This is a genomic window from Allobrachymonas denitrificans DSM 15123, from assembly GCF_900110225.1.
Taxonomy (GTDB): Bacteria; Pseudomonadota; Gammaproteobacteria; order Burkholderiales; family Burkholderiaceae_C; genus Brachymonas; species Brachymonas denitrificans.
In genome coordinates, this window is the sequence record NZ_FOCW01000005.1 from 53,040 (window position 1) to 74,242 (window position 21,203).

Here is a 21,203-nt window from a genome sequence, read left to right on the forward strand (position 1 = left end):
AGACGTTCAGACGTTCAGACGTTCAGACGTTCAGACGTTCAGAAAACCATTGTCCGCCAGCGCAGGTTGGCCGCCCGCGCCATGAACTGCACCGCGCCGCCATGGCCGCTGCATTCGGGAATCAATCCGTGCGGGTCGATCCCATGGGCTCGCAGGGCATCGGTACAGGCCAACAGACGCACTCCCAGCCCCACGGCTTCGCGCATGGCGGTGGCTACATCCTTCTGGTGGTGCGCAGCGCGCAATCCCTCGGCCACGCCCGGTACCAGCAGGCGCACACTGCCTGCCGTGCAGTAGATTTCCACCGGAACATCCATGGCCGCTGCAGCCGCAGCAAAGAAGAAGGGCGTGTGCAGCAGTTCGGGCTTGTCCGGACTGGCAGACCAGAGCAGGATGGCAATGCCGTCGGCGGCATGGTCCACATAGCCCATGTCAGGACTCCAGGCGGTTCAGCCAGGCGTGGTGGCGCATGGCGGGCACGACAGCGTCGCCATGCAGCAGTTGCCCGCGGTCAGCATCCCAGTCCGTCAGGCGCATGCGGACCAGCCAGCCCTCACCGTAAGGTTGCTGATGTACCCGTTCGGGCTGTTCTTCCAGCAGCGGGTTGACTTGCACCACCTCGCCGGACACCGGCGAACGGACCGCGACAATCGACTTGGCCAGTTCGACCACGGCAATCGCGTCTCCCTGCGCCAGCACCGTGCCGGTACGCTTGGGCCGGCACATGTAGATGTCGCCCGCAAGCGCAATGCCCAGAGCCGTGATGCCGACCGTGGCATGGCCTTCGTCGGCATCGACACGCGCCCAGACCTGTTGCTCGATCAGATAGTGAAGATCGGGGGGGCAGTGCTCGACTGCGGCAGGCGAGTTGGCGGAAGCGTGCTGCATTGGCTCAGTCATCGTTGCGTCGGCGCGAAGGCGATTCGTCTGTACTGGAAGCGTTGTCATTGCCCGCATCGACGGGCGTGGTTGCCTGGATGGAGACCGAAGCACCACCGCCGGAACCAGTATCCGCCGTTGCGGTGCTCTGCGCACGGGACATGCGTCCACCAGGTACGGAGGGGGTAGTCTGCACCGCAGGCGCCACAGGAACCACCGGCTGAACCGGCGTGGCCGATGCACCGTGAGGTGGCACCCCGCCAGCCAGCTTCGCCCCCGTACCTGCCGCAGCGAAGGACAGGGTCACCTCGCGTCCGCTCTTGCCGCGCAGCGTAGCCGAACGTCGGCCAACGGCCTGCAGGGTCCAGCCCTCGGCCACTTCCCGTCCCACGCGGAACGGACGCGCCGGCTGCCCTTCCACCGCGATCACGGCAATGCCGGTACCGAACTGGTTGGCCACGGCGCCCTGCAAGACAAAGCGATCAGTGCCGGCTGCCTGCACGTGCGCATTGTCAGCCGCGGCAACCGGCTCTGCCGGTGCATCCACATGGCCCAGCAGACGTGCCATGGCCTCTTCTTCCGCATGCAGCGCGGTGTCTGCCACCATGGCCCCCGCCATGGCTGCATCGCCCCGGGTGCCCAGCAGCCAGAACGCCAGCGATCCGGCAAGCAGCAGCCAGACCAGCAGCGACAGCAGACGGACACCCCAGCGCTCCTGCAGGGACATGCCTTGCAGCGAAGCAGCAGGGAGCAATGGGAGGGCCAAGGCAGACATGCGGGCATTATGCTGCAAGCAGCCAGTCGCCCCGTGCATAAACGCGACGCGTCACAAATTTGTCCCAAACAGTCACTAGCATTGGCCGGTTGTATTCCGCATTCATTGAAGAACCTGCCATGTCCGACCGAATTTCCCGTTCCCTGCGCAAGCGCCGCAACCAGCGCGGCTTCACCCTGATCGAGTTGATGGTGGTGCTTGTCATCATCGGCGTGCTGGCTGCGCTGGTCGTGCCCAACGTGCTGGGTCGCGCCGATGATGCCCGCGTGACGGCCGCCAAGACCGATGTGAACAACCTGATGCAGGCTCTCAAGCTGTACAAGCTGGACAACCAGCGCTATCCGAGCGCGGAACAGGGCCTGTCGGCGCTGGTCACCAAGCCGGCTGCTGCACCGGTGCCTGCCAACTGGAAACCTTACCTCGACAAGCTGCCCACCGATCCCTGGGGCAAGGACTACCAGTACGCCAACCCCGGCATCAAGGGCGAGGTGGACGTGATGTCTTTCGGCGCTGACGGCCAGCCGGGCGGCGAAGGCAGCAACGCCGATATCGGCAGCTGGCAGTAAGCGGCTGCGGGGCAGCCCCGCACCATGCGCCTTTCCATGGCCGTTCCGCCTTCCCGCCCTCTTCCCGGGCACGCTGTCCGTCGTTCACGCCAAAGCGGTTTCACACTGATCGAGTTGCTGGTGGTGCTGGCCATCATGGCCATTGCCACGGCAGGCGCCAGCCTTGCCCTGCGCGATTCCGACCATGTGCGCATCGAACGGGAGGCAGACCGTCTGGCCGCGCTGCTGGAGGCGGCGCGGGCCCAGTCGCGCGCGAGCGGCATTCCGGTGCGCTGGCAGCCTTCCGGTGAGGGCTTTGCATTCACCGGCCTTCCGGAAACCAGCACCCTGCCCCTGACATGGCTGGAGCCGACCATCGTTGTTTCCGGCGGCACGGCACAAGCCCTGCGCTCGAACAACATCCTGCTGGTTCTGGGGCCGGAACCCGTGCTTCCGGCACAGACGCTCACGATCGCCATTGCGGGCAAGCCTCAGGTACAGCGCACGCTGGCAACCGATGGAGTACGCCCTTTCCGGCCTGTGGCTGCAGGAGTGGCGCCATGAAGAATCGCCTGCACCGAAGAACCGAAGCACGGCAAGCCGGCTTCACCCTGATCGAGGTGCTGGTTGCCCTGGCCATTGTCGCCATCGCGCTGGTCGCCGGCAGCCAGGCAACGCAGGCGCTGGTGCGCCATGGCGAGCGCCAGAGCGACATGCTGCTGGCACAGATCTGCGCCGAAAACCAGCTGGTCGCCATGCGCCTGTCCCAGGTGTTTCCGCCCGTTGGTGACAGTGTAGTGAGCTGCCCGCAGGCCGGTGTCGACCTGACGGTCAGGATCACCGTGATGCCCACGCCCAACCCCAACTTCCGTCGGGTCGATGCGCATACGCACAAGGGTGCGCTACCGCTGTTCCGGCTCTCGACCATCATGGGGCGGCTCTGATGACCGCTTCTGTACGTCCATTCTGCCCGAACGATCGGCAAGCTCCAGTTGCGGGCCAGCATGGCTTCACGCTGATCGAACTGATGGTTGCCATCGGCATTCTGGCGCTGGTCGCCCTGCTGAGCTGGCGTGGCCTGGACGTGATGGTGCGCGCCCAGCAGGGCACGCAAGCGCGCAGCGACCAGATCGCCGTGGTCCAGACGACGCTCGCGCAATGGCGCACGGATCTGGATGCCATGCTGCCCGCCAGCACCGGCAAGCAGGCAGTTCTGGACTGGGATGGCAACACCTTGCGCGTGTTGCGGCTGGCCAGCCCCGACACGCTGGAGTCAGCGGAGGATTCCCAGAACAGGCAGCAGTCCCTGTGGACCCCAGCGACGGTGGTCGTCGCCTGGACGCTGCGCAATGCCTGCCCGCGCAATGCCACCGCTGACGGTTCACACCCGGCAGCGCAAAGCGCTGCGGGCAGTTGCTGGATGCGCTGGCAGTCTCCGCAGTTGCGCACCCAGGGCGAGCAGCAGCAGGCCTGGCAGCAAGCCGCCAGCTGGGGATCGGGCACACAGGGCGATGCGGCAGGATCGCAGGTGATGCTGCCGCTGCAGGCCTGGGAAGTGCTGGGCTATCGCGAGCAGGCGTGGGGTCCGGTCAATGGCACTCCTGCCGCACCACGCCCGCCCGGTGAGCAGGATGGCGCAATGCCTGCTCCCGAAGCCGGCAGCGTACCCGACGGACTGCGCCTGCAACTGACCCTTCCGGGCCAGGGCAGCGGTCTGGCCGGTACTCTCACGCTGGATTGGCTGCAGCCAACACTGACGCGGGAGCGTTACTGACATGCCTCGTCTATCACTCCTCCGTTCGCCATCACCCCATCGCCAGCGCGGTGCCGCGCTGCTGCTGGCCATGCTCACCGTCACGCTGGTGGCCACCTTTGCCGCTGCCGCGGTCTGGCAGCAATGGCGCAGCACCGAAATCGAAACTGCCGAACGGGCCCGGCTGCAATCCGGCTGGATTCTGGCGGGAGCGCTGGACTGGTCGCGCCTCATCCTGCAGGAAGATGCACGCCAGGGTGGTGCCGATCACCTGTCCGAACCCTGGGCCGTTCCGCTGATGGAGGCACGGCTGTCCACCTTTCTGGCGGCCGAGCGCAACATTACCGTCGATGCCGGCAACCTGCCCGATGATGCTTTTCTTTCCGGCCAGATCGAGGATGCACAAGGACGCTTCAATCTGCGCAACCTGATGCGCAATGGGCAAGTGTCCGGCACCGACATGCAGACGCTGCAACGCCTGTTCACCAACCTGCAGCTGCCGCCTGCGCAGGCCGAGCAGCTGGGGAACCAGTGGATACGCGCCGCCAGGGCAGAAGCACAGGGTCCGGACAGCGATCCCGGCGCACCCCTGCTGCCCGCACGGCTGCAGCAACTGGCGTGGCTGGGTGTGGAGCCTGCGCTGATCCGCCTGCTCGCCCCGCATCTCACCATCCTGCCGGAGCGCACCAGCATCAATGCCAACACCGCCAGCGTCGAAGTGCTGACCGCCGCTGCTCCGAACGTGCCTTCGGGCGACATTGCGCGCGCCGTGGCGCAGCGTGCAGGCAAACCGTTTGCGGATACCGCCGCGCTGCAGGCAGCCATCCCGGCAGGCGAAGGTCAGGCCGATATCGGCATCACGAGCAAGTATTTCCTGGTGCGCGGCAGTCTGCGGCTGGGCAGCATCCGCATCGACGAGCAGGCGCTGGTGGAGCGCCGCGGCCAGCAGAGCGTCATGCTCTGGCGGGAAAAAGGCAGCGTATCCACGCCCGAAGGGCCGTCGACGCCGTGAAGCGCACTGCCACAAGACACCATGACAAAGCGGCTGCCGCCACGTGTCATCCTGATTGTGTTTTTATGACATTCCGGTGTCATATAGCCCCCCTAGAATCGCGCGATTCATGGCCCAACTCCTTGTCCGCCTTCGTCTTACTGCTGCCTCCGATGCATCGTTTGCCTACGTCCTGAGTCCGGATGGCCAGGCGGTGGACAGGCACGCCCATGCCGAAGCTGCACTGCTCCCGTTCCAGGATGCCGATGAGGTCGTGGCGCTGGTTCCGGCGCAGGCGCTTTCCTGGCACCGCGTGCAGTTGCCCAAGGGAAGCGCCGCCAACCCGGCGCGCCTGCGCACCGTGCTGGAAGGGCTGCTGGAAGAACGTGTGCTGGACGACATGGCCGAACTGAACTGCGCACTGCAGCCCGATGCGGCAAAGGCATCCGGTCCGGTCTGGGTGGCCATCTGTCATGCCGGCTGGCTGCGCGAGCAGCTGAACGAGCTGGAAGCAGCCGGTTGCGTTGCCGGCCGCATCGTTCCCGAATTTGCACCGCAGCCGTTCCGCGCTGCGCCTGTTGTGACCACCGAACCCGGCATGGAAGCCCCGCCCCTGCCCGAGGATGCGCGCATCCATGCGATTGCTGACGAAGATGGCAGCGCCTGGTGGGTACGCACCGGCAGCGACCTGGAAGCTGGCGAAGAAGCACCGGGCGTGTTGTTGTGGCCCTTGCCCGATCCCGCGCTGGCCGACCTCAACCAGGCGGAGCCACCCGAGGCAGTGCGCCGCGTGGCCCAGCATGCGCCCAAGGCCGTGCTGGCCGATGCCGCCATCGCCCAGTGGGCCGAACAGTCCCTGCGGCAACCCGTCACCGTGCAACATACTGCCCAGCGCTGGCTGCATGCGGCCGGCACGCCGTGGAATCTGGCGCAAATGGCCTTTGCCAATCGCCAGTCCGACCGTGTGCGCAAGCAAGCGCTGCAGTTGTGGCAACGCTTTCTGCATGCACCGCAATGGCAAGCCGTGCGCTGGGGGCTCGCCGGTCTGGTGCTGGTGCAACTGATCGGCCTGAACTGGGCCGCGCTACAGGAGCGCCGCATGCTGGCCGACAACAAGCAGGCCATTGCCAAGGTGCTGACCGACACGTTTACGCACGTCAAGCTGGTGGTCGATCCTCCCACGCAGATGCAGCGCGAACTGGCGGCACTGCGCCAGGGCAGCGGTGCGCTCGCGGCCACCGAGGTGGAAGGGATGCTCGCCTTGGTCAGCCGCGCATTGCCAGATGCGCAGGTGCAGGCCCTGCAATGGGATGGCACGCAGCTGCGCATGAAAGGCATCACGCTCTCCACCGAGCAACAAGGCAGCCTGCAGGCCACGCTGCGCCCTTCCCGACTGGCGCTGTCGCAGGACGGCAATGACTGGTTGATCCGTCTCGCACCATGAGTACCGCCACCACTGCCTCCCCGCGTTTTCAGGCCCTGCAGCAACAGCTGCAGCCCTTGCGCACTGCCTGGAAAGGACTGTCCGCCCGCGAGCGCCGTATGCTAGTGGTGGCCGGCGTGGTGTTACTGGTGGCGGTCCTGTGGCTGGTCGCCATTGCACCCGCGCTGCGCACCCTGCGCGATGCCCCGCCGCAGCGTGCCATGCAGGAGCAGCAGCTGTCCCAGATGCGCCAGTGGCAGAGCGAAGTACGTGCGCTCAAGCAGCAGCCGCGCATCAGTCCGGAAGAAAGCCAGCGTGTGCTGCAGGAGTTGGGTGAACGCTTGCTTGGCCCCGGCAGCGTGACGCTGCAAGGCGCACAGGCGCAGGCACGTCTGCAGGGTGTTTCCCCCGAGGCGCTGGCCCAATGGCTGCAGCAGGCCCGCACCCTGGCGCGAGCCGTGCCGCAGGAGATGCAGCTCGAACGGACATCCGATGGCTGGAGCGGCGCCATGGTGCTGCGCCTGCCGTCCTGAAGGAGAGCCGACAGCATGGCATTGCGCATCGCCCTCCCCGCACGTCGCTGGCAAACTGCAGCGCGCAAGAACACCGCTGCACGCGGCAGCACCGCGGCAGGACGCCTCCATCCCTGGCGCTGGGCTGCGGCCGGCATGCTCATCGGCCTGCTGCTCACCTGCCTGATCTGGGCGCCGGCGCGCTGGCTCGCTGGTGCCGTGGCCTGGGCCACGCAGGAAAAGGTGCAGCTAAGTGCCGCACAGGGCACGGTCTGGAACGGATCGGCCTGGCTGGTGCTTTCCGGCGGCCGCCAGAGCCGTGATGCCACCACCCTGCCCAGCCGTCTGCACTGGAAACTGCAGCCGCGCTGGCTGGGCGCCAACATGGAACTGCACAGCAGTTGCTGCACCACCAAACCGGTGCAGGCCCGCCTGCGCTGGCAACCCAGTGGTGCGCGCCTGCATGTGGATGACAGCACCCTACAACTGCCCAGCAGCCTGCTGGCCGGCCTGGGCACCCCCTGGAACACGCTGCAGCTGGATGGCACGCTGAGCGCCAGCATGCAGCAGGTGCAGTTCTGGTTCGGCCAGCAGCGCGTGGATTACGCCGGCACCGTCAACGCCACGCTGCAGCAGGCCTCCACCCGCCTTTCCACCATCCGCCCCATCGGCAGCTATCGTGTGCATCTGCGCGGCGGCAAGCCGCTGGGCGCGAACGAAACACCGGCGCAAGCCACCCCCGCAGAATTCAGCCTCGAGACCCTGCCCGGCAGCAGCCTGCAGCTTACCGGAAGCGGCCAGTGGGTGGGCGGGCGCCTGCGTTTTTCCGGCGAGGCCTATGCCGTGCCCGAGCGGGCTGCGGCCCTCAACAATCTGCTGAACATCATCGGTCAGCGCAGCGGCGAGCGCTCGCTGATCACCCTGGGATAAGCCTCCATGTTTTCGACTCCGTTTTCGCCCCGCCGCCTGCGCAAGCCGCTCGCCCGCCTGACGCTGGCAGCGCTGATGGCGTCCACTTTCACCGCCCCCGCTGCGCTGGCACAGGGCCTGGTCACGCTGAATTTTTCCAACGCCGAAATCGAATCGGTGGCGCGCACCATCTCGGCCATTACCGGCCGCAACGTGGTGCTCGATTCGCGCGCCAAGGGCACTATCAGCATCCAGTCCGAGCGTCCCGTCACCGCCGCGCAGGCCGTCAACCAGTTTGGAGCGGCGCTGCGCCTGCAGGGCTTTGCGCTGGTGGAATCTGGCGGTATCTACAAGGTGGTGCCCGAGGCCGATGCCAAGCTACAGGCGCGTGTGGTGCCTCGCAGCAGCACGGCCATGGGCAACCAGGTGGTGACGCGCGTGTTCAAGCTGCGCTACGAGAACGCCAACAACCTGGTGCCGGCACTGCGCCCGCTGATCAGCCCCAACAACACCATCAACGCCAGCAACGCGCAGACGCTGGTGGTGACCGACTATGCCGACAACATGCAGCGCATCGAGCGCATGATTGCGGGCATGGACCAACCGGTAGGCAGCGACGTGGAGGTGATTCCGCTGCGCTACGGCATTGCCACCGACATGGCGCCGCTGGTGCAGAAGCTGCTGGATGGCAGCAGCACGGCGGCTGCCGCTGCTCCGGGTGGTGCTGGTGGCGGCTTTGGCCGCACCACGGTGCTGGCCGAGGCGCGTAGCAACGCGCTGATCGTGCGCGCCCCCACCAATGCCCAGGCCACCCAGGCGCGCAGCCTGATCCTGCGGCTGGACCAGCCGGCCATGAGCAACCACAGCGTGAACGGCGAGGCAGGCAATATCTGGGTGGTGCACCTCAAGAACGCCGATGCCACGCGCATGGCCACCACGCTGCGCGCCGCGATGGCGGCAAACGAGGTGAACAGTGGCAGCGGCACGCCGGGCATGTCGGTCTCGGTGGGCAACAATACCCAGGCGGGCGGTGCACCCCAGGTGCAGGTCACAGCCACTTCTGCGCTGCAGGGCAGCGGCTCGCCCTCCACCGGCGGCCCGATCCAGGCCGATCCGTCCACCAACTCCCTGATCATCACCGCCAGCGAGCCGGAATACCGCCAGCTGCGCGCCGTGATCGAGAAGCTGGATACACGCCGCGCGCAGATCTATGTGGAAAGCCTGATCGTGGAAGTGAGCGCCAACAAGGCGGCCGAACTGGGCGTGCAGTGGCAGAGCCCGCTGTCGTCAGGCGGTCGCGTCGGGCTGCTGGGCACCAACTTCGGTAAGGCCGGCAACATTCTGGGCATGTCAGCCGAACTGGCCAACAACACGCTGCCCAGCGCCAAGGCCGGCATCAACCTGGGCGCGCTGGCCACCTTCCGCGGCACCCCGATTCTGGATTTTGTCGCCAACTTTCTGCAGACCACGGGCGATGCCAACGTGCTCTCCACGCCCAACCTGATCACGCTGGACAACGAGGAAGCGCGCATCATGATCGGCAAGAACGTGCCCTTCGTGACCGGCCAGTACACCAACAACAACGCCAACAGCGTCAATCCGTTCCAGACCATCGAGCGCAAGGACGTGGGCCTGACGCTGCGCGTGAAGCCGCAGATCAGCGAGAACGGCGCCGTGCGCATGCAGATCTACCAGGAAGTCAGCAATGTGGACCCGGCCTCCTACACCTCGGCCACGGGGCTGATTACCAACAAGCGCTCGATCGAATCGAACGTGGTGGTGGATGACAGCCAGATCATCGTGCTGGGCGGCCTGCTGTCGGACGAATATGCCAACGGCCAGGAAAAGGTGCCGCTGCTGGGTGACATTCCGGTGGTGGGCAGCCTGTTCAAGAACGAGAACCGCAGCCGCCAGAAGATGAACCTGATGGTGTTCCTGCGCCCGGTGATCGTGCGTGATGCGCGCGACAGCGAAAGCCTGTCGCTGGACCGCTACGACATGATGCGCGTGAGCCAGTTGAACACGCAGCCGGCCAGCGGCGTGGTCAAGCCCTATGACGCACCCGTGCTGCCGCCGGTGCACCATCCCGAAACGGCCTGGACGCCGGTGAGCAATCCCGGCCGCACGGCACCCGCACCGCTGATGTACCAACCGCTGGCCGGCGACGCCACCGGCTGGCGCGCCCAGCCTGCCGGCACCGCACCGGCCGAAGAGGCGCAGCCCTACAACGGCGCCGACACCAATCCCTGACCGCCCGCCGCCATGCGCTACCCCCTGCCCTACGCCTTCGCGCGCCGCCACCAGTTGCTGGTTGAACAGCAGGACGACGGAAGCCTGCTGCTCTGGCACGGCCACGGCGTACCGCCCGGCCCGGCCTGGAGCGAAGTGCAGCGCAAGCACCGCATCGCCAGCGTGCAGGCGATCGAACCGCCGCAGTTGGCGCAGCGCATAAGCGCTGCTTATGCGCAAGGTGAATCCAGCGCCGCCAGCGTGGTAAGCGAGGTGCAGAGCGATGCCGACCTGAGCCGCATGATGCAGGAACTGCCGCCGGTGGAAGACCTGCTGGAAGCCGCCGATGATGCGCCCATCATCCGCATGCTCAACGCCCTGCTCACCCAGGCCGCGCGCGATGGCGCCAGCGACATCCACATTGAGCCCTTCGAGCACCACAGCGCGGTGCGCTTTCGCGTGGACGGCAGTCTGCGCGAGGTGGTGCAGCCCAACCGCGCCCTGCACGCCGCCCTGATCAGCCGCCTGAAAATCATGGCCGATCTGGACATCGCCGAAAAACGCCTGCCGCAGGACGGCCGCATCAGCCTGCGTCTGGGCACGCGCGCCATCGACGTGCGCGTCTCCACCCTGCCCAGCGCCTTTGGCGAGCGCGCCGTGCTGCGTCTGCTGGACAAATCCGGCAACCGCATCAGTCTGGAAGCGGTGGGCATGCAGGGCGAAACGCTGCGCCAGTTCGACCATCTGATTCGCCAGCCGCACGGCATCATCCTGGTGACCGGCCCGACCGGCTCCGGCAAGACCACCACGCTGTATTCGGCGCTGAGCCGCCTCGATGCCCACAGCGGCAACATCATGACGGTGGAAGACCCGATCGAATACGAGCTGCCCGGCATCGGCCAGACGCAGGTGAACGCCCGCATCGACCTGACCTTTGCCAAGGCGCTGCGCGCCATCCTGCGCCAGGATCCAGACGTGATCATGATCGGCGAGATCCGTGACTTCGAGACGGCGCAGATCGCCATCCAGGCCTCGCTCACCGGCCACCTGGTGCTGGCCACGCTGCACACCAACGATGCCGCCAGCGCCGTCACGCGCCTGGGCGACATGGGGGTGGAGCCTTTCCTGCTGGCCAGTTCACTGCTGGGCGTGCTGGCGCAGCGTCTGGTGCGCAAGGTGTGCACGCACTGCCACGGCAAGGGCTGCGAACACTGCGGCCAGAGCGGCTACGCAGGGCGCACCGGCATTTTCGAGTTGCTGCTGGTGGACGACGCCATTCGTGCGCAAATCCACCAGCGCGCGTCCGAAGCCGAGATCCGCAACGCGGCGTTGGCCAACGGCATGACGCTGATGCGCGACGACGGCGAACGTCTGGTGGCGGCCGGCATCACCACCACCGAAGAACTGCTGCGCGTGACGCGCGACTGACGCCATGCCGGTCTACCAGTTTCAGGCACTCGACGCCCAGGGCCGCACCCGCAAGGGCACGCTGGAGGCCGACACGCTCAAGGCCGCCCGCACCGCCCTGCGTGCGCAGCAACTGGTGCCGATGGAGGTGCAGGCCCTCAACGCCGACCAGCTGGCACGCGGCAGCGGGCTGAACCGCGCGCTGTTCGTGCCCAAGGCCTTCAACAGCACGGCGCTGGCGGTGTGGACGCGCCAGCTGGCCGGTCTGGTCGGTGCCGGTCTGCCCATCGAGCGCGCGATGCAGGCACTGACCGAAGAAGCCGACAGCGAACGCCAGCGCCAGCTGGTAACCTCGCTGCGCTCCGAAGTGAACGCAGGCAGCAGCTTTGCCAAGGCGCTACAGCAGCATCCACGCGAATTCAGCCCCATCTACACCGCCGTGATAGCCGCGGGCGAACACAGCGGTGGCCTTGGCGCCGTGCTGCTCAGCCTGGCGGACGATCTGGAAGCACAGCAGGAACTGCGCTCCAAGCTGATCGGCGCCTCGCTCTATCCGGGCATCGTCACGCTGGTGGCCATCGTGATCGTGGTGTTTCTGCTCACCTACGTGGTGCCGCAGGTGGCGAACGTGTTTGCCAGCAGCAAGCGCACCCTGCCCCTGCTGACGACCCTGATGCTGGCGCTGAGCGACTTTGTGCGGCACTGGGGCTGGCTGCTGGCGCTGCTGGTGACAGGTGCTGCGACGGCGCTGGTGCAGCTGCGCAAGCGCGACAGCTTCCGGCAGCGCTTCGATGCGCTGTGGCTGCGGCTGCCGGTGGTGGGGCTGCTGGCGCGCAACTTCAATGCGGCGCGCTTTGCGGGAACGCTGGCAATGCTGGTGCAGGCGGGTGTGCCTATCTTGAAGGCACTGCAGGCGGCAAGCGAAACGCTATCGAACCGGGCCATGCAGGTGGACGCGGAAGATGCGATCGTGCTGGTGCGTGAAGGCGCGCCGCTGGCGAGTGCGCTGGCGCAGAAGAAGCGCTTTCCGACGCTGGTGAGCATGTTTGCGCGGCTGGGGGAGCAGACCGGGCAACTGCCGGCGATGCTGGGGCGGGCGGCGAAGCAGTTGGGGAATGAGGTGCAGCGGCGGGCGATCCGGTTGGCCACTATACTAGAGCCGTTACTGATTGTAATGATGGGGTTGGTGGTGATGCTGATTGTGCTGGCGGTGTTGATGCCGATTATTCAGCTCAATCAGCTAACTGGCTGAATCAGGACATTCAGTAGACTCGGATCGTCGAGCTGAAGCTGGTGTCACAACTAGATCAACCCTGGCCAGAGATCACCGAGATGGCCTGAGGGGATGAACATGCTCGCAAAACTCGAACGACTCATCGGCGAAATCGGCGACCTCAACAGCAAGTTAATCCTGCTGGTTGGTCCCAGCCGCAGTGGCAAGACCCAACTGCTGCGCCAGATCGGCACCAAGCTCAACATCGAGCCGCTCAACGTCGGCCTGGAGCTGGGGCGTCGTTTGGCCGCCACGCCGAACAACAAGCGCGGCTTCTCGGCAGGCGAACTGCTGCGGGAGATCACGGACAAGGAACGAACTGAAGACCCTCTGTTGCTCGACAATCTCGAGTTGTTGTTCGAGCCGGGCCTGCAGATCAACCCGCTTGACCTCGTCAGGCGGCTGGCTCATTCCAAGCGCGTCGTGGCCGTCTGGCCTGGCGAGCTGCGCGGTGACCGCTTGTTATACGCAGACATCAGCCATCCAGAACATCGTGACTACAGCCGCGACGGCGTGGTCGCAATCGATATTTGACGCAAGGGAGAAGAGAAAACTATATGGCCATGAACATGAAATACGGAGATCTGATCCAGTTCGAGCAGATCGAGTCAGTCATTCAGCTGCTCGATGCCGGGCGCCCTGACGAAGCCAAGAAGCTCGTCGCGACCTATGTCATCTCCGACGACATGGCCGAGCGGATCTCCAAGCTCATGGTTCCCCAGCTCAGTTTCGACGACTCGGTCGATCACAAGGGCGTGCTGATCGTCGGCAACTACGGTACAGGTAAGTCGCACTTGATGTCGGTGCTGTCGCTGGTGGCCGAAGACGCTGCCTACGCGCCGATGATCCGCCACCCCAAGGTGGCCGAGGCGGTTGCCCCGATCGCTGGCCGCTTCAAGGTGCTGCGTATCGAGGTGGGTGGGCTGCAGATGCCGCTGCGCCAAATCATCACTCTGCAGCTTGAGCGTTTCCTCGAAAAACTCGGCGTCGATTACACATTCCCGACCGCCGACAAGGAGCTCAACAACAAGGACTCCTTCGAGGAGATGATGGCCGCGTTCGCGGAGAAATTCCCGGACCAGGGTGTGCTGCTGGTGGTCGACGAGTTCCTGGAGTACCTGCAGTCCCGCCGCGATCACGAGCTGGTGCAGGATCTGGCCATCCTGCGGCAGATCGGCGAAGTCACCAAGCACCTGAAGTTCCGCTTCGTGGCCGGTGTGCAGGAAGCCATCTTCGACAGCGTGCGCTTCCAGCATGTGGCCGACAGCATGCGCCGCGTCAACGAACGCTTCACTCAGATCCTGATCGACCGTCAGGACGTCAGCTTCGTCGTATCCGCGCGCCTGCTCAAAAAGACGGCTGACCAGCAGAACAAGATCCGCGAATACCTCACGCCGTTCGCCAAGTTCTACGGGTCCATGAACGAGCGCATGGACGAGTACGTGCGGCTGTTCCCGGTTCACCCGGATTACTTGAAGACCTTCGAGCAGATCCACTTCACCGAGAAGCGCGGCGCACTCAAGACCATCGAGGCCGCGATGCTGGCCATCCTCGATCAGGACGTACCCGCCGACAAGCCGCTGTTCATCAGCTACGAGAGCTTCTGGAACACCGTCAAGGCCAACTCGGTCCTGCGCGCCGACCCGAACATCAAAGAAGTCATGCGCGTGTCCGAAGTGCTGGAGTCGCGGGTCCAGCAAGCCTTCACGCGCCCGGCCTACAAAGCCATGGCGCTGCGCGTCATCAACGCGCTGGCCGTCCACCGTCTGACCACCGGCGGCGACATCCATGTGCCCATCGGCCCCACGGCTGCCGAGCTGCGTGACGCGCTGTGTCTGTTCCAGCCGGGCGTGGAGGACATGCCGGGCGATCCGGCCGAGAACCTGTTGTCGATGGTGCAGACTGTGATGCGGGAAGTGCTGAAGACCGTCAACGGCCAGTTCATCTCCAAGGCGCCGGACACCGAGCAGTACTACCTCGACCTAAAGAAAGACATCGACTACGACGCGCAGATCGAAAAGCGCGCCGAAGCGCTGTCCGACGATGCGCTGGACCGCGCCTACTACAGCGCCATCAAGGCATTGATGGAGTGCAGCGACGATCTGCGTTACCCCGGCTTCCAGATCTGGCAGTACCAGATCGAGTGGCAGGAGCGCCGCGTCGAACGCATGGGCTACCTGTTCTTCGGGGCGCCGAATGACCGGCCCACGGCCCAGCCCGAGCGCGACTTCTACATCTACTTCATCCAGCCTTTCGACAGGCCGAAGTTCAGCGATGCCAACCTAGCGGACGAAGTGTTCTTCCGCCTGAAGTCGCCAGACGAGGACTACAAGCGCTACCTGTCGCAATACGCAGCGGCCTTGGATCTCGCATCCACCGCCAGCGGCGGCGCGAAGGCCATCTACCTATCCAAGGCCCAAGATTCCTTGCGATCCATGAGCAAGTGGCTGCAAGAAAAGCAGATGACTGCGTTCGAGGTCACTTACCAGGGCAAGACCAAGACGCTGCAGGACTGGTCCAAGGGCGTATCCCTGCGCGACCGCGCCCGACTGGGCCCGGACGAGCGCATCAACTTCCGCGATGTGGTGAACGTCATCTCTGGCCTGGTGCTGGGCCAGCGCTTCGTCGATCTCTCGCCGGAATACCCCACCTTCTCTGTGCTGGTCACCGAGGCCAACCGCAAGCAACTGATCGGCAATGCGCTGCGCGCACTGGCCGGCGGCACTCGCACCAAGGATGCCCTCGCTGTGCTCGATGCGCTGGATCTGCTCGATGGCGACCGCGTCGATCCGGCCAACTCCCGCTATGCGCAGGAAGTGCTGAACCGGCTCAAGGCCAAGGGCCACGGCCAGGTGCTCAACCGCAGTGAGCTGCTGTCGGGTACCTCAGACGTCGAGTATTTCGCGCCGATCAAGTACCGGCTGGAGCCCGACCTGCTGGTCACCGTGCTGGGCGGCCTCGTCTACTCCGGCGACATCGTGCTCTCCATCACCGGCGACAAGATCGACTCCGGCAAACTGACTCAGCTGGCAGAACGCTCGCTGGAGGAACTCAAACAGTTCAAGCACGTCGAGGCGCCCAAGGAGATCAACCTCGCGGTGCTGCGTGCCTTGTTCGAGTTGTTCGACCTGCCGTCCGGTCTGGCCCAGAAGGCCAGCCAGGGCGACACCGAGCCGGTCATTAAACTGCAGGAGAAAGTCAGTGGGCTGGTGCCGCGTGTGCTCAAATCTGGCTCCGACCTGCAGCAAGGCAAGCTCGGCTTCTGGGGCCAGAACCTGCTGCGCGAAGAAGAAGCCAAAGACTGGCACGCCCGGCTGGATTCGCTGAAGAAGTTCACTGAGTCGCTGGCGCCGTACAACACCGTCGGCAAGCTCAAGAACCTGCGCGTCACGCAGGAAGACCTGGACGGCCAGAAGAAGAATCTGGAGATCCTGGCCGCCGTTGAGCGTCTGCTCGAACTGGTGGTGGAACTGGGCAGTACGGCGTCCTACCTCTCGCAGGCCGAAATGGTGCTCCCTGCCGAGCACCCGTGGGTGAAGCAGGCCGAAGCAGCCCGCAAGGCCCTGCAGGACAAACTGAGCCAGGACCGCACCGCCGAGCACGCCGCCGAATACCGGCAGACGCTCAACCAGCTCAAGAAGGACTACATCACCGCCTACATCGCCAGCCACAGCAAGGCGCGACTGGGCGTGGCCGAGGACAAGACCCGCAATGCCCTGCGCAAGGACGACCGTCTGCTGGCGCTTCGCGTGCTGGCCGGCGTGTCGCTGATGCCCACCAGCCAGCTCACTGCCTTCGAGGAGTCGCTCAACGGCTTGAAGAGCTGCTCATCGCTGGACGAGCCGACCCTGGTCACGGCCGCCGTCTGCCCGCACTGCCAGTTCCGCCCGTCTGCCGAGCAGTTGGAGCTGATCCCGGCGGCCAACCGCCTGCACAAGCTCGACGATGACCTGGATCAGTTGGTGGCCAACTGGCAGCAGACCCTGCTGGAGAACCTGGAAGACCCGTTCACGCAGGACAGCCTGGGCCTGCTGCCGCCCGCGTCCAAGAAGCTGATCGATGCCTTCCTGGCCTCACGCAAGCTGCCGGACCCGATGACCTCCGAGTTCGCCAACGCCGTGCAAGAGGCGCTGTCGGGGCTGGAGAAGATCGCGGTCAAGGGCGACGAGATCAAGCAAGCGCTGCTGCAAGGCGGCTCACCGGCCACGCCGGACGATCTGCGCAAGCGCTTCGACACGTTCATGAACGAACGCTGCAAGGGCAAGGATGCGACCAAGCTGCGCTTCGTGATCGAGTGACACGGTGATCGCTCGACCATGACAAGAAGAATTTGAGGAACGACTGATGAGTGATCTTTTCCAGAACCACGCGGCCAAGTCCGGCCCGGTTGAATGCCTCGGGCAAACATTCCCGAGTGATGAGGCTCGCCGCGAGCACTACCTGAAGCTGCTTGCCGAAAAGCTCAAAGATCCAGCGTTCCGGAAGATCGAAGGTTTTCCCGTAGGGTCGGACGAAGACATCCTGGCGCTTTCCGACCCGCCGTACTACACGGCGTGCCCCAACCCTTTCATCGAGGAGTTCGTCAGGCATTGCGGCAAGAGCTACGACTCATCGGTTTCATACAGTAAAGAACCCTTCGCCGCCGATGTTAGTGAAGGGAAGAACGACCCGATTTACAACGCACATAGTTATCACACCAAGGTTCCGCATAAAGCAATCATGCGGTACATCCTGCACTACACGCAGCCTGGTGATGTGGTCTTTGATGGATTTTGCGGCACTGGAATGACCGGCGTCGCCGCTCAGCTTTGTAGTGACAGATCGGTCGTTACGTCACTTGGCTACCGGGTTGAAGCAGACGGAACGATCTTGGAACCACGCCAAGAGGATGGAAAAACTACTTGGAAGGCGTTCTCGAAAATCGGGGCGCGGCACGCGGTATTGAATGATCTGTCTACAGCGGCCACTTTTATTGCGTACAACTACAACACCCAAGTCGACTCGCTCGATTTCGACGCGCAGGCTAAACGAGTTCTAGGGGAGGTCGAAAAGAAGCTCGGATGGATGTACGAGACCACACATACAGATGGCGTGGCCAAGGGCCGAATCAATTACACGGTCTGGTCAGATGTCTTCACCTGTCCCGAATGCGCGGGCGAAGTAGTCTTTTGGGATGCGGCAGTTGATCAGGTGGGGAAGCGGATCCTTGATGAATTCAAGTGTCCGCATTGTTCTGCACAGATCACCAAGCGGAGCTTGGACCGTGCGTGGGCGACTCTATTCGATGAGTCGATCAAGCAGACGGTTCGTCAGGCAAAACAGGTTCCGGTGCTAATCAACTACAGCGTTGGCAAGTCGCGGTTCGAGAAGACGCCAGATGCGTTTGATCTTCAATTAGTCGAAAGGATTGCCGCGAAGCCAGTCAGTGATTGGCATCCTTCAGAGCGAATGATGGAAGGCGGTGAATCGCGCAGGAACGACCCGATAGGAATGACACACGTCCATCATTTCTTTACACAAAGAAATCTTCACGTCATTTCAACGCTAATGCGCCAGATAACTGACCAAGCCGCATCACCCCTCTTGAAGCTAGCGTTGCTTGATTGTTTTTCTGTGCTGACGCGGATGTCGCGCTTTCGCGCTCCAGCATGGTTCGACAAGTCTACAGGCCCGATGAAGGGGTGGACTGCTGGTACCTTGTACGTGCCTTCGCTCCAAGGCGAGCAAAACGTATTCAACGCTTTTGCCGAGAAGGTCGAAATGATTCGACGCGCCTACAAAGCGGCGCTAAAAAGTCAGTGCGTTACTACCGGTCATAACGCATCGATAACGATGCCGGCGAACAGTGCTGACTATGTATTTTTCGATCCGCCGTTCGGAGCGAACATCAACTACTCAGAGCTGAATTTCCTGTGGGAGTCTTGGCTGAAAGTAATAACTAACAACAAGCCAGAGGCGATAGAGAATAAAGCGCACAAAAAAAGTCTCGATGACTACAGGCATCTGATGACCGCCTGCTTCGCAGAAGCCTATCGGATTCTCAAGCCTGGGCGTTGGATGACCATCGAGTTTTCCAACACGCAGGCGTCAGTGTGGAACGCGATTCAGATTGCTCTGCAGGAGGCAGGATTTGTTGTCGCCAATGTTTCTGCTCTTGACAAAAAGCAAGGAAGTTTCAAGGTGGTCACTACAACAACGGCTGTAAAGCAAGACCTCGTAATTTCAGCCTACAAGCCAAATGGTGGCCTTGAGGATCGCTTCGCCAAAGCCGGCGGCAGCGAGGATTCAGTATGGGATTTCGTGCGAACGCACCTGAGCTATCTGCCAACCGTCAAGGTCAAGGCTGGCGATCTTGAGTTTATTGCTGAGCGCGATCCTCGGATCATATTTGATCGCATGGTGGCATGGTTTGTACGACACAACTTCCCGGTTCCAATGTCCACCCATGAATTCCAGGCTGGTCTTACCCAGCGCTTTGCGCATCGCGATGGAATGGTGTTCTTGGCGGATCAGGTTGCCGAGTACGACAGGAAGCGAGCTCAGGTTGCGCAAGCACCACAAATGGAGATGTTCGTTTCCGATGAGCGCAGCGCGATTGATTGGTTGACTGATTTCTTGAAGCGTCGCCCATCAACCTACCAAGAGGTCCACACCGATTTCATCAGCCAGCTCGGGGCAGGCTGGAAGAAGCACGAGTCGAAGCCGGAACTTGCCGCCCTGCTCGAAGACAACTTCATTCAGTACGACGGCACGGGTGAGGTTCCGAGCCAGATCCACAGCTACCTCTCGACCAACCACAAGGATCTGCGCGGTTTGGAGAAGAACAGCCCAGCCCTTGTGGCCAAGGCCAAGGATCGCTGGTACGTGCCCGACCCGAACAAGTCACAGGACTTGGAGAAGAAACGCGAGAAGGCGCTGCTCAAGGAGTTTGACCACTACCGAGCGTTCACGGGTCGCCGTCTGAAGGAGTTCCGCCTGGAAGCGTTGCGCGCTGGCTTCAGGGCCGCATGGGGCAATAAGGACTACCAGACGATCATCGACATCGCGAAGAAAGTGCCCGACGAAGCGCTGCAAGAGGACGAGAAGCTGCTCACCCTCTATGACCTCGCGCTGACCCGTACCGAGGATGGTCTATGAGCACATTCCAGGAGGTCAATGATGCATCGCTGATCCAGCTCATCGGCGAGGCGCAGCAAGGTGTGGGCGACTGGAATCATGATTTTGATGCGGCCAAGGCGATTGATCATCTAGCTACGGTCAGTACTAAGGAGAAATAGATGGCCATCATTGAAGGATTTCGCGTTCAGAACTTTCGGGCGTTGCGTGATGTGTCACTTGGCAAACTGTCAGGGGAACAGGCTGGTGAGCCACTCACGCCATTCACTGTTGTGATTGGCAAGAACGGGGTTGGTAAAAGCACGTTGTTCGATGCATTCGGATTTGTGGCGGATTGCCTAGCCACCGACGTGGAAACCGCTTGCGACATGAAACAGCGAGGTGGCTTCGAGCGCATGCGGTCAAAAGGCATTACAGAGCCCATTCGATTCGAGATCTACTACCGTGAAGCGCAAAACGAACGCCCTATCACCTACGAGTTGTCGATTGATCTGGATGCCAACGGTCGCCCCTTCGTGCTATCCGAAGTGTTGCGGCAGCGTCGTAAGAATCAGAAATACGGGCGGCCCTATCCCTTTTTGCGTCTTGAACACGGCAAAGGCACAGTGTGGGCAGGTGAAGAAGCCATTGGTGATACCGCAGAGGAAGACAGTTCAAGTAGCCCCGTAGAGCTGACCGACCCACGTGAACTGGGTATTTCGACGCTGGGGACGTTGAAGGAGCATCCACGGATTCGGAAATTCAGAGACTTCCTCAAGGGTTGGTACCTGTCGTACTTCTATCCGGATGCAGCTCGCAGTCTGCCAACTGCTGGTCCTCAGCGACATTTGAACGTTCATGGCGACAACATCGGGAACGTGGTTCAGTTCATGGAGCGCGAGCATAAGGACCGCTTCAGGAGCATTCTGGATCGCATCGCCAGCAAAATTCCTGGTATAGCCAAGATCGATACCAAAGTGACCGACGACAAGCGCGTATTGCTGCGCTTCAACGATGGTGCATTTGGCGACCCCTTCTTTGCCCAGCAGATGTCTGACGGCACGCTGAAGATGTTCGCCTATTTACTGCTGCTGGAAGATCCCGAACCGCCGCCTTTCATCTGTATCGAGGAGCCGGAAAACGGGCTCTATCACAAGCTCTTGGAGGCCCTGGCGCAGGAGTTCCGAGCCCATGCCACGGGTAAAAAGAATGCGCCGCAAGTGTTTGTCACTACACATCAACCCTACTTTGTGGATGCATTGTCGCCTGAAGAAGTCTGGATCTTGGAAAAAGGCTCTGATGGCTATTCCACGATCCGCCGTGCGTCTGAGTTGGAGGTGGTTAGAAACCTGGTAGCCGAAGGTTTGCCGCTGGGCGGGTTGTGGTACAGCGACTATCTTGATGCGAGGTGA

Annotated in this window: 19 protein-coding genes; 16 read left to right on the forward strand and 3 right to left on the reverse strand. The window is 63.0% G+C overall.

Annotated elements, in window-relative coordinates; all coding sequences use genetic code 11:
• Positions 1–38: 38 nt before the first annotated feature.
• Genes BMW28_RS09425 through BMW28_RS09435 form a run of 3 tightly spaced genes read right to left on the reverse strand, consistent with a single transcriptional unit; the run spans position 39 to position 1,654 of the window.
• The gene (locus tag BMW28_RS09425) at positions 39–431 is read right to left on the reverse strand and encodes a DsrE family protein (protein ID WP_091817082.1); all 393 of its coding nucleotides are present in this window, start codon (positions 429–431) and stop codon (positions 39–41) included.
• Position 432: 1 nt separating this feature from the next.
• Positions 433–888, reverse strand: coding sequence for a glycine cleavage system protein H (locus BMW28_RS09430; RefSeq protein ID WP_091817084.1), 456 nt, complete (start codon positions 886–888; stop codon positions 433–435).
• 4 nt (positions 889–892) lie between these two features.
• The gene (locus BMW28_RS09435) at positions 893–1,654 is read right to left on the reverse strand and encodes a type II secretion system protein N (RefSeq protein WP_159430742.1); all 762 of its coding nucleotides are present in this window, start codon (positions 1,652–1,654) and stop codon (positions 893–895) included.
• A gap of 119 nt (positions 1,655–1,773) precedes the next feature.
• On the opposite strand from BMW28_RS09435, the gene gspG reads away from it, so the two are divergent.
• From gspG to BMW28_RS09510, 16 genes are all read left to right on the forward strand, one after another.
• Positions 1,774–2,220, forward strand: coding sequence for a type II secretion system major pseudopilin GspG (gspG, locus tag BMW28_RS09440; RefSeq protein WP_091817237.1), 447 nt, complete (start codon positions 1,774–1,776; stop codon positions 2,218–2,220).
• A gap of 36 nt (positions 2,221–2,256) precedes the next feature.
• A complete protein-coding gene (locus tag BMW28_RS09445; protein ID WP_091817090.1) occupies positions 2,257–2,763 on the forward strand; it encodes a prepilin-type N-terminal cleavage/methylation domain-containing protein in 507 nt (168 codons plus the stop codon).
• The gene (gspI, locus tag BMW28_RS09450) at positions 2,760–3,143 is read left to right on the forward strand and encodes a type II secretion system minor pseudopilin GspI (RefSeq protein ID WP_091817093.1); all 384 of its coding nucleotides are present in this window, start codon (positions 2,760–2,762) and stop codon (positions 3,141–3,143) included. Before BMW28_RS09445 ends, gspI begins: the two co-directional genes overlap by 4 nt.
• Positions 3,143–3,973: a PulJ/GspJ family protein gene (locus tag BMW28_RS09455; protein WP_091817096.1), complete on the forward strand. Its 831-nt coding sequence runs from the start codon at positions 3,143–3,145 to the stop codon at positions 3,971–3,973. The genes gspI and BMW28_RS09455 overlap by 1 nt, the downstream gene beginning before the upstream one ends.
• 1 nt (position 3,974) lies before the next feature.
• Positions 3,975–4,964: a type II secretion system minor pseudopilin GspK gene (gene gspK / locus BMW28_RS09460; protein WP_159430743.1), complete on the forward strand. Its 990-nt coding sequence runs from the start codon at positions 3,975–3,977 to the stop codon at positions 4,962–4,964.
• A gap of 109 nt (positions 4,965–5,073) precedes the next feature.
• Positions 5,074–6,387 carry a type II secretion system protein GspL gene (gene gspL, locus BMW28_RS09465; protein ID WP_091817101.1) on the forward strand — a complete coding sequence of 438 codons (1,314 nt, stop codon included), beginning with the start codon at positions 5,074–5,076 and terminating at the stop codon, positions 6,385–6,387.
• The gene (gspM, locus tag BMW28_RS09470; RefSeq protein ID WP_091817104.1) at positions 6,384–6,899 is read left to right on the forward strand and encodes a type II secretion system protein GspM; all 516 of its coding nucleotides are present in this window, start codon (positions 6,384–6,386) and stop codon (positions 6,897–6,899) included. Before gspL ends, gspM begins: the two co-directional genes overlap by 4 nt.
• Positions 6,900–6,914: 15 nt before the next feature.
• The gene (gene gspN, locus BMW28_RS09475; protein ID WP_091817106.1) at positions 6,915–7,808 is read left to right on the forward strand and encodes a type II secretion system protein N; all 894 of its coding nucleotides are present in this window, start codon (positions 6,915–6,917) and stop codon (positions 7,806–7,808) included.
• 6 nt (positions 7,809–7,814) lie between these two features.
• The gene (gspD, locus tag BMW28_RS09480; protein WP_091817108.1) at positions 7,815–10,037 is read left to right on the forward strand and encodes a type II secretion system secretin GspD; all 2,223 of its coding nucleotides are present in this window, start codon (positions 7,815–7,817) and stop codon (positions 10,035–10,037) included.
• 12 nt (positions 10,038–10,049) lie between these two features.
• Positions 10,050–11,444 (forward strand): GspE/PulE family protein, encoded by a 1,395-nt coding sequence (locus BMW28_RS09485; protein WP_091817111.1) that lies wholly within the window; start codon positions 10,050–10,052, stop codon positions 11,442–11,444.
• Positions 11,445–11,448: 4 nt separating this feature from the next.
• Positions 11,449–12,675 (forward strand): type II secretion system inner membrane protein GspF, encoded by a 1,227-nt coding sequence (gspF, locus tag BMW28_RS09490; protein WP_091817113.1) that lies wholly within the window; start codon positions 11,449–11,451, stop codon positions 12,673–12,675.
• Between the two features lie 99 nt (positions 12,676–12,774).
• Positions 12,775–13,230 carry a BREX-3 system P-loop-containing protein BrxF gene (gene brxF / locus BMW28_RS09495; protein ID WP_200785775.1) on the forward strand — a complete coding sequence of 152 codons (456 nt, stop codon included), beginning with the start codon at positions 12,775–12,777 and terminating at the stop codon, positions 13,228–13,230.
• 35 nt (positions 13,231–13,265) lie between these two features.
• Entirely contained in the window at positions 13,266–16,994 is a 3,729-nt protein-coding gene (locus BMW28_RS09500) for a DUF6079 family protein (protein ID WP_091817240.1), read from the forward strand.
• Between the two features lie 46 nt (positions 16,995–17,040).
• Positions 17,041–19,833, forward strand: coding sequence for a DNA methyltransferase (locus BMW28_RS09505; RefSeq protein WP_091817119.1), 2,793 nt, complete (start codon positions 17,041–17,043; stop codon positions 19,831–19,833).
• Positions 19,830–19,973, forward strand: a complete 144-nt coding sequence (locus BMW28_RS12920) for a hypothetical protein (RefSeq protein WP_159430744.1) — start codon at positions 19,830–19,832, stop codon at positions 19,971–19,973. Before BMW28_RS09505 ends, BMW28_RS12920 begins: the two co-directional genes overlap by 4 nt.
• The gene (locus BMW28_RS09510; protein ID WP_091817121.1) at positions 19,974–21,203 is read left to right on the forward strand and encodes an AAA family ATPase; all 1,230 of its coding nucleotides are present in this window, start codon (positions 19,974–19,976) and stop codon (positions 21,201–21,203) included.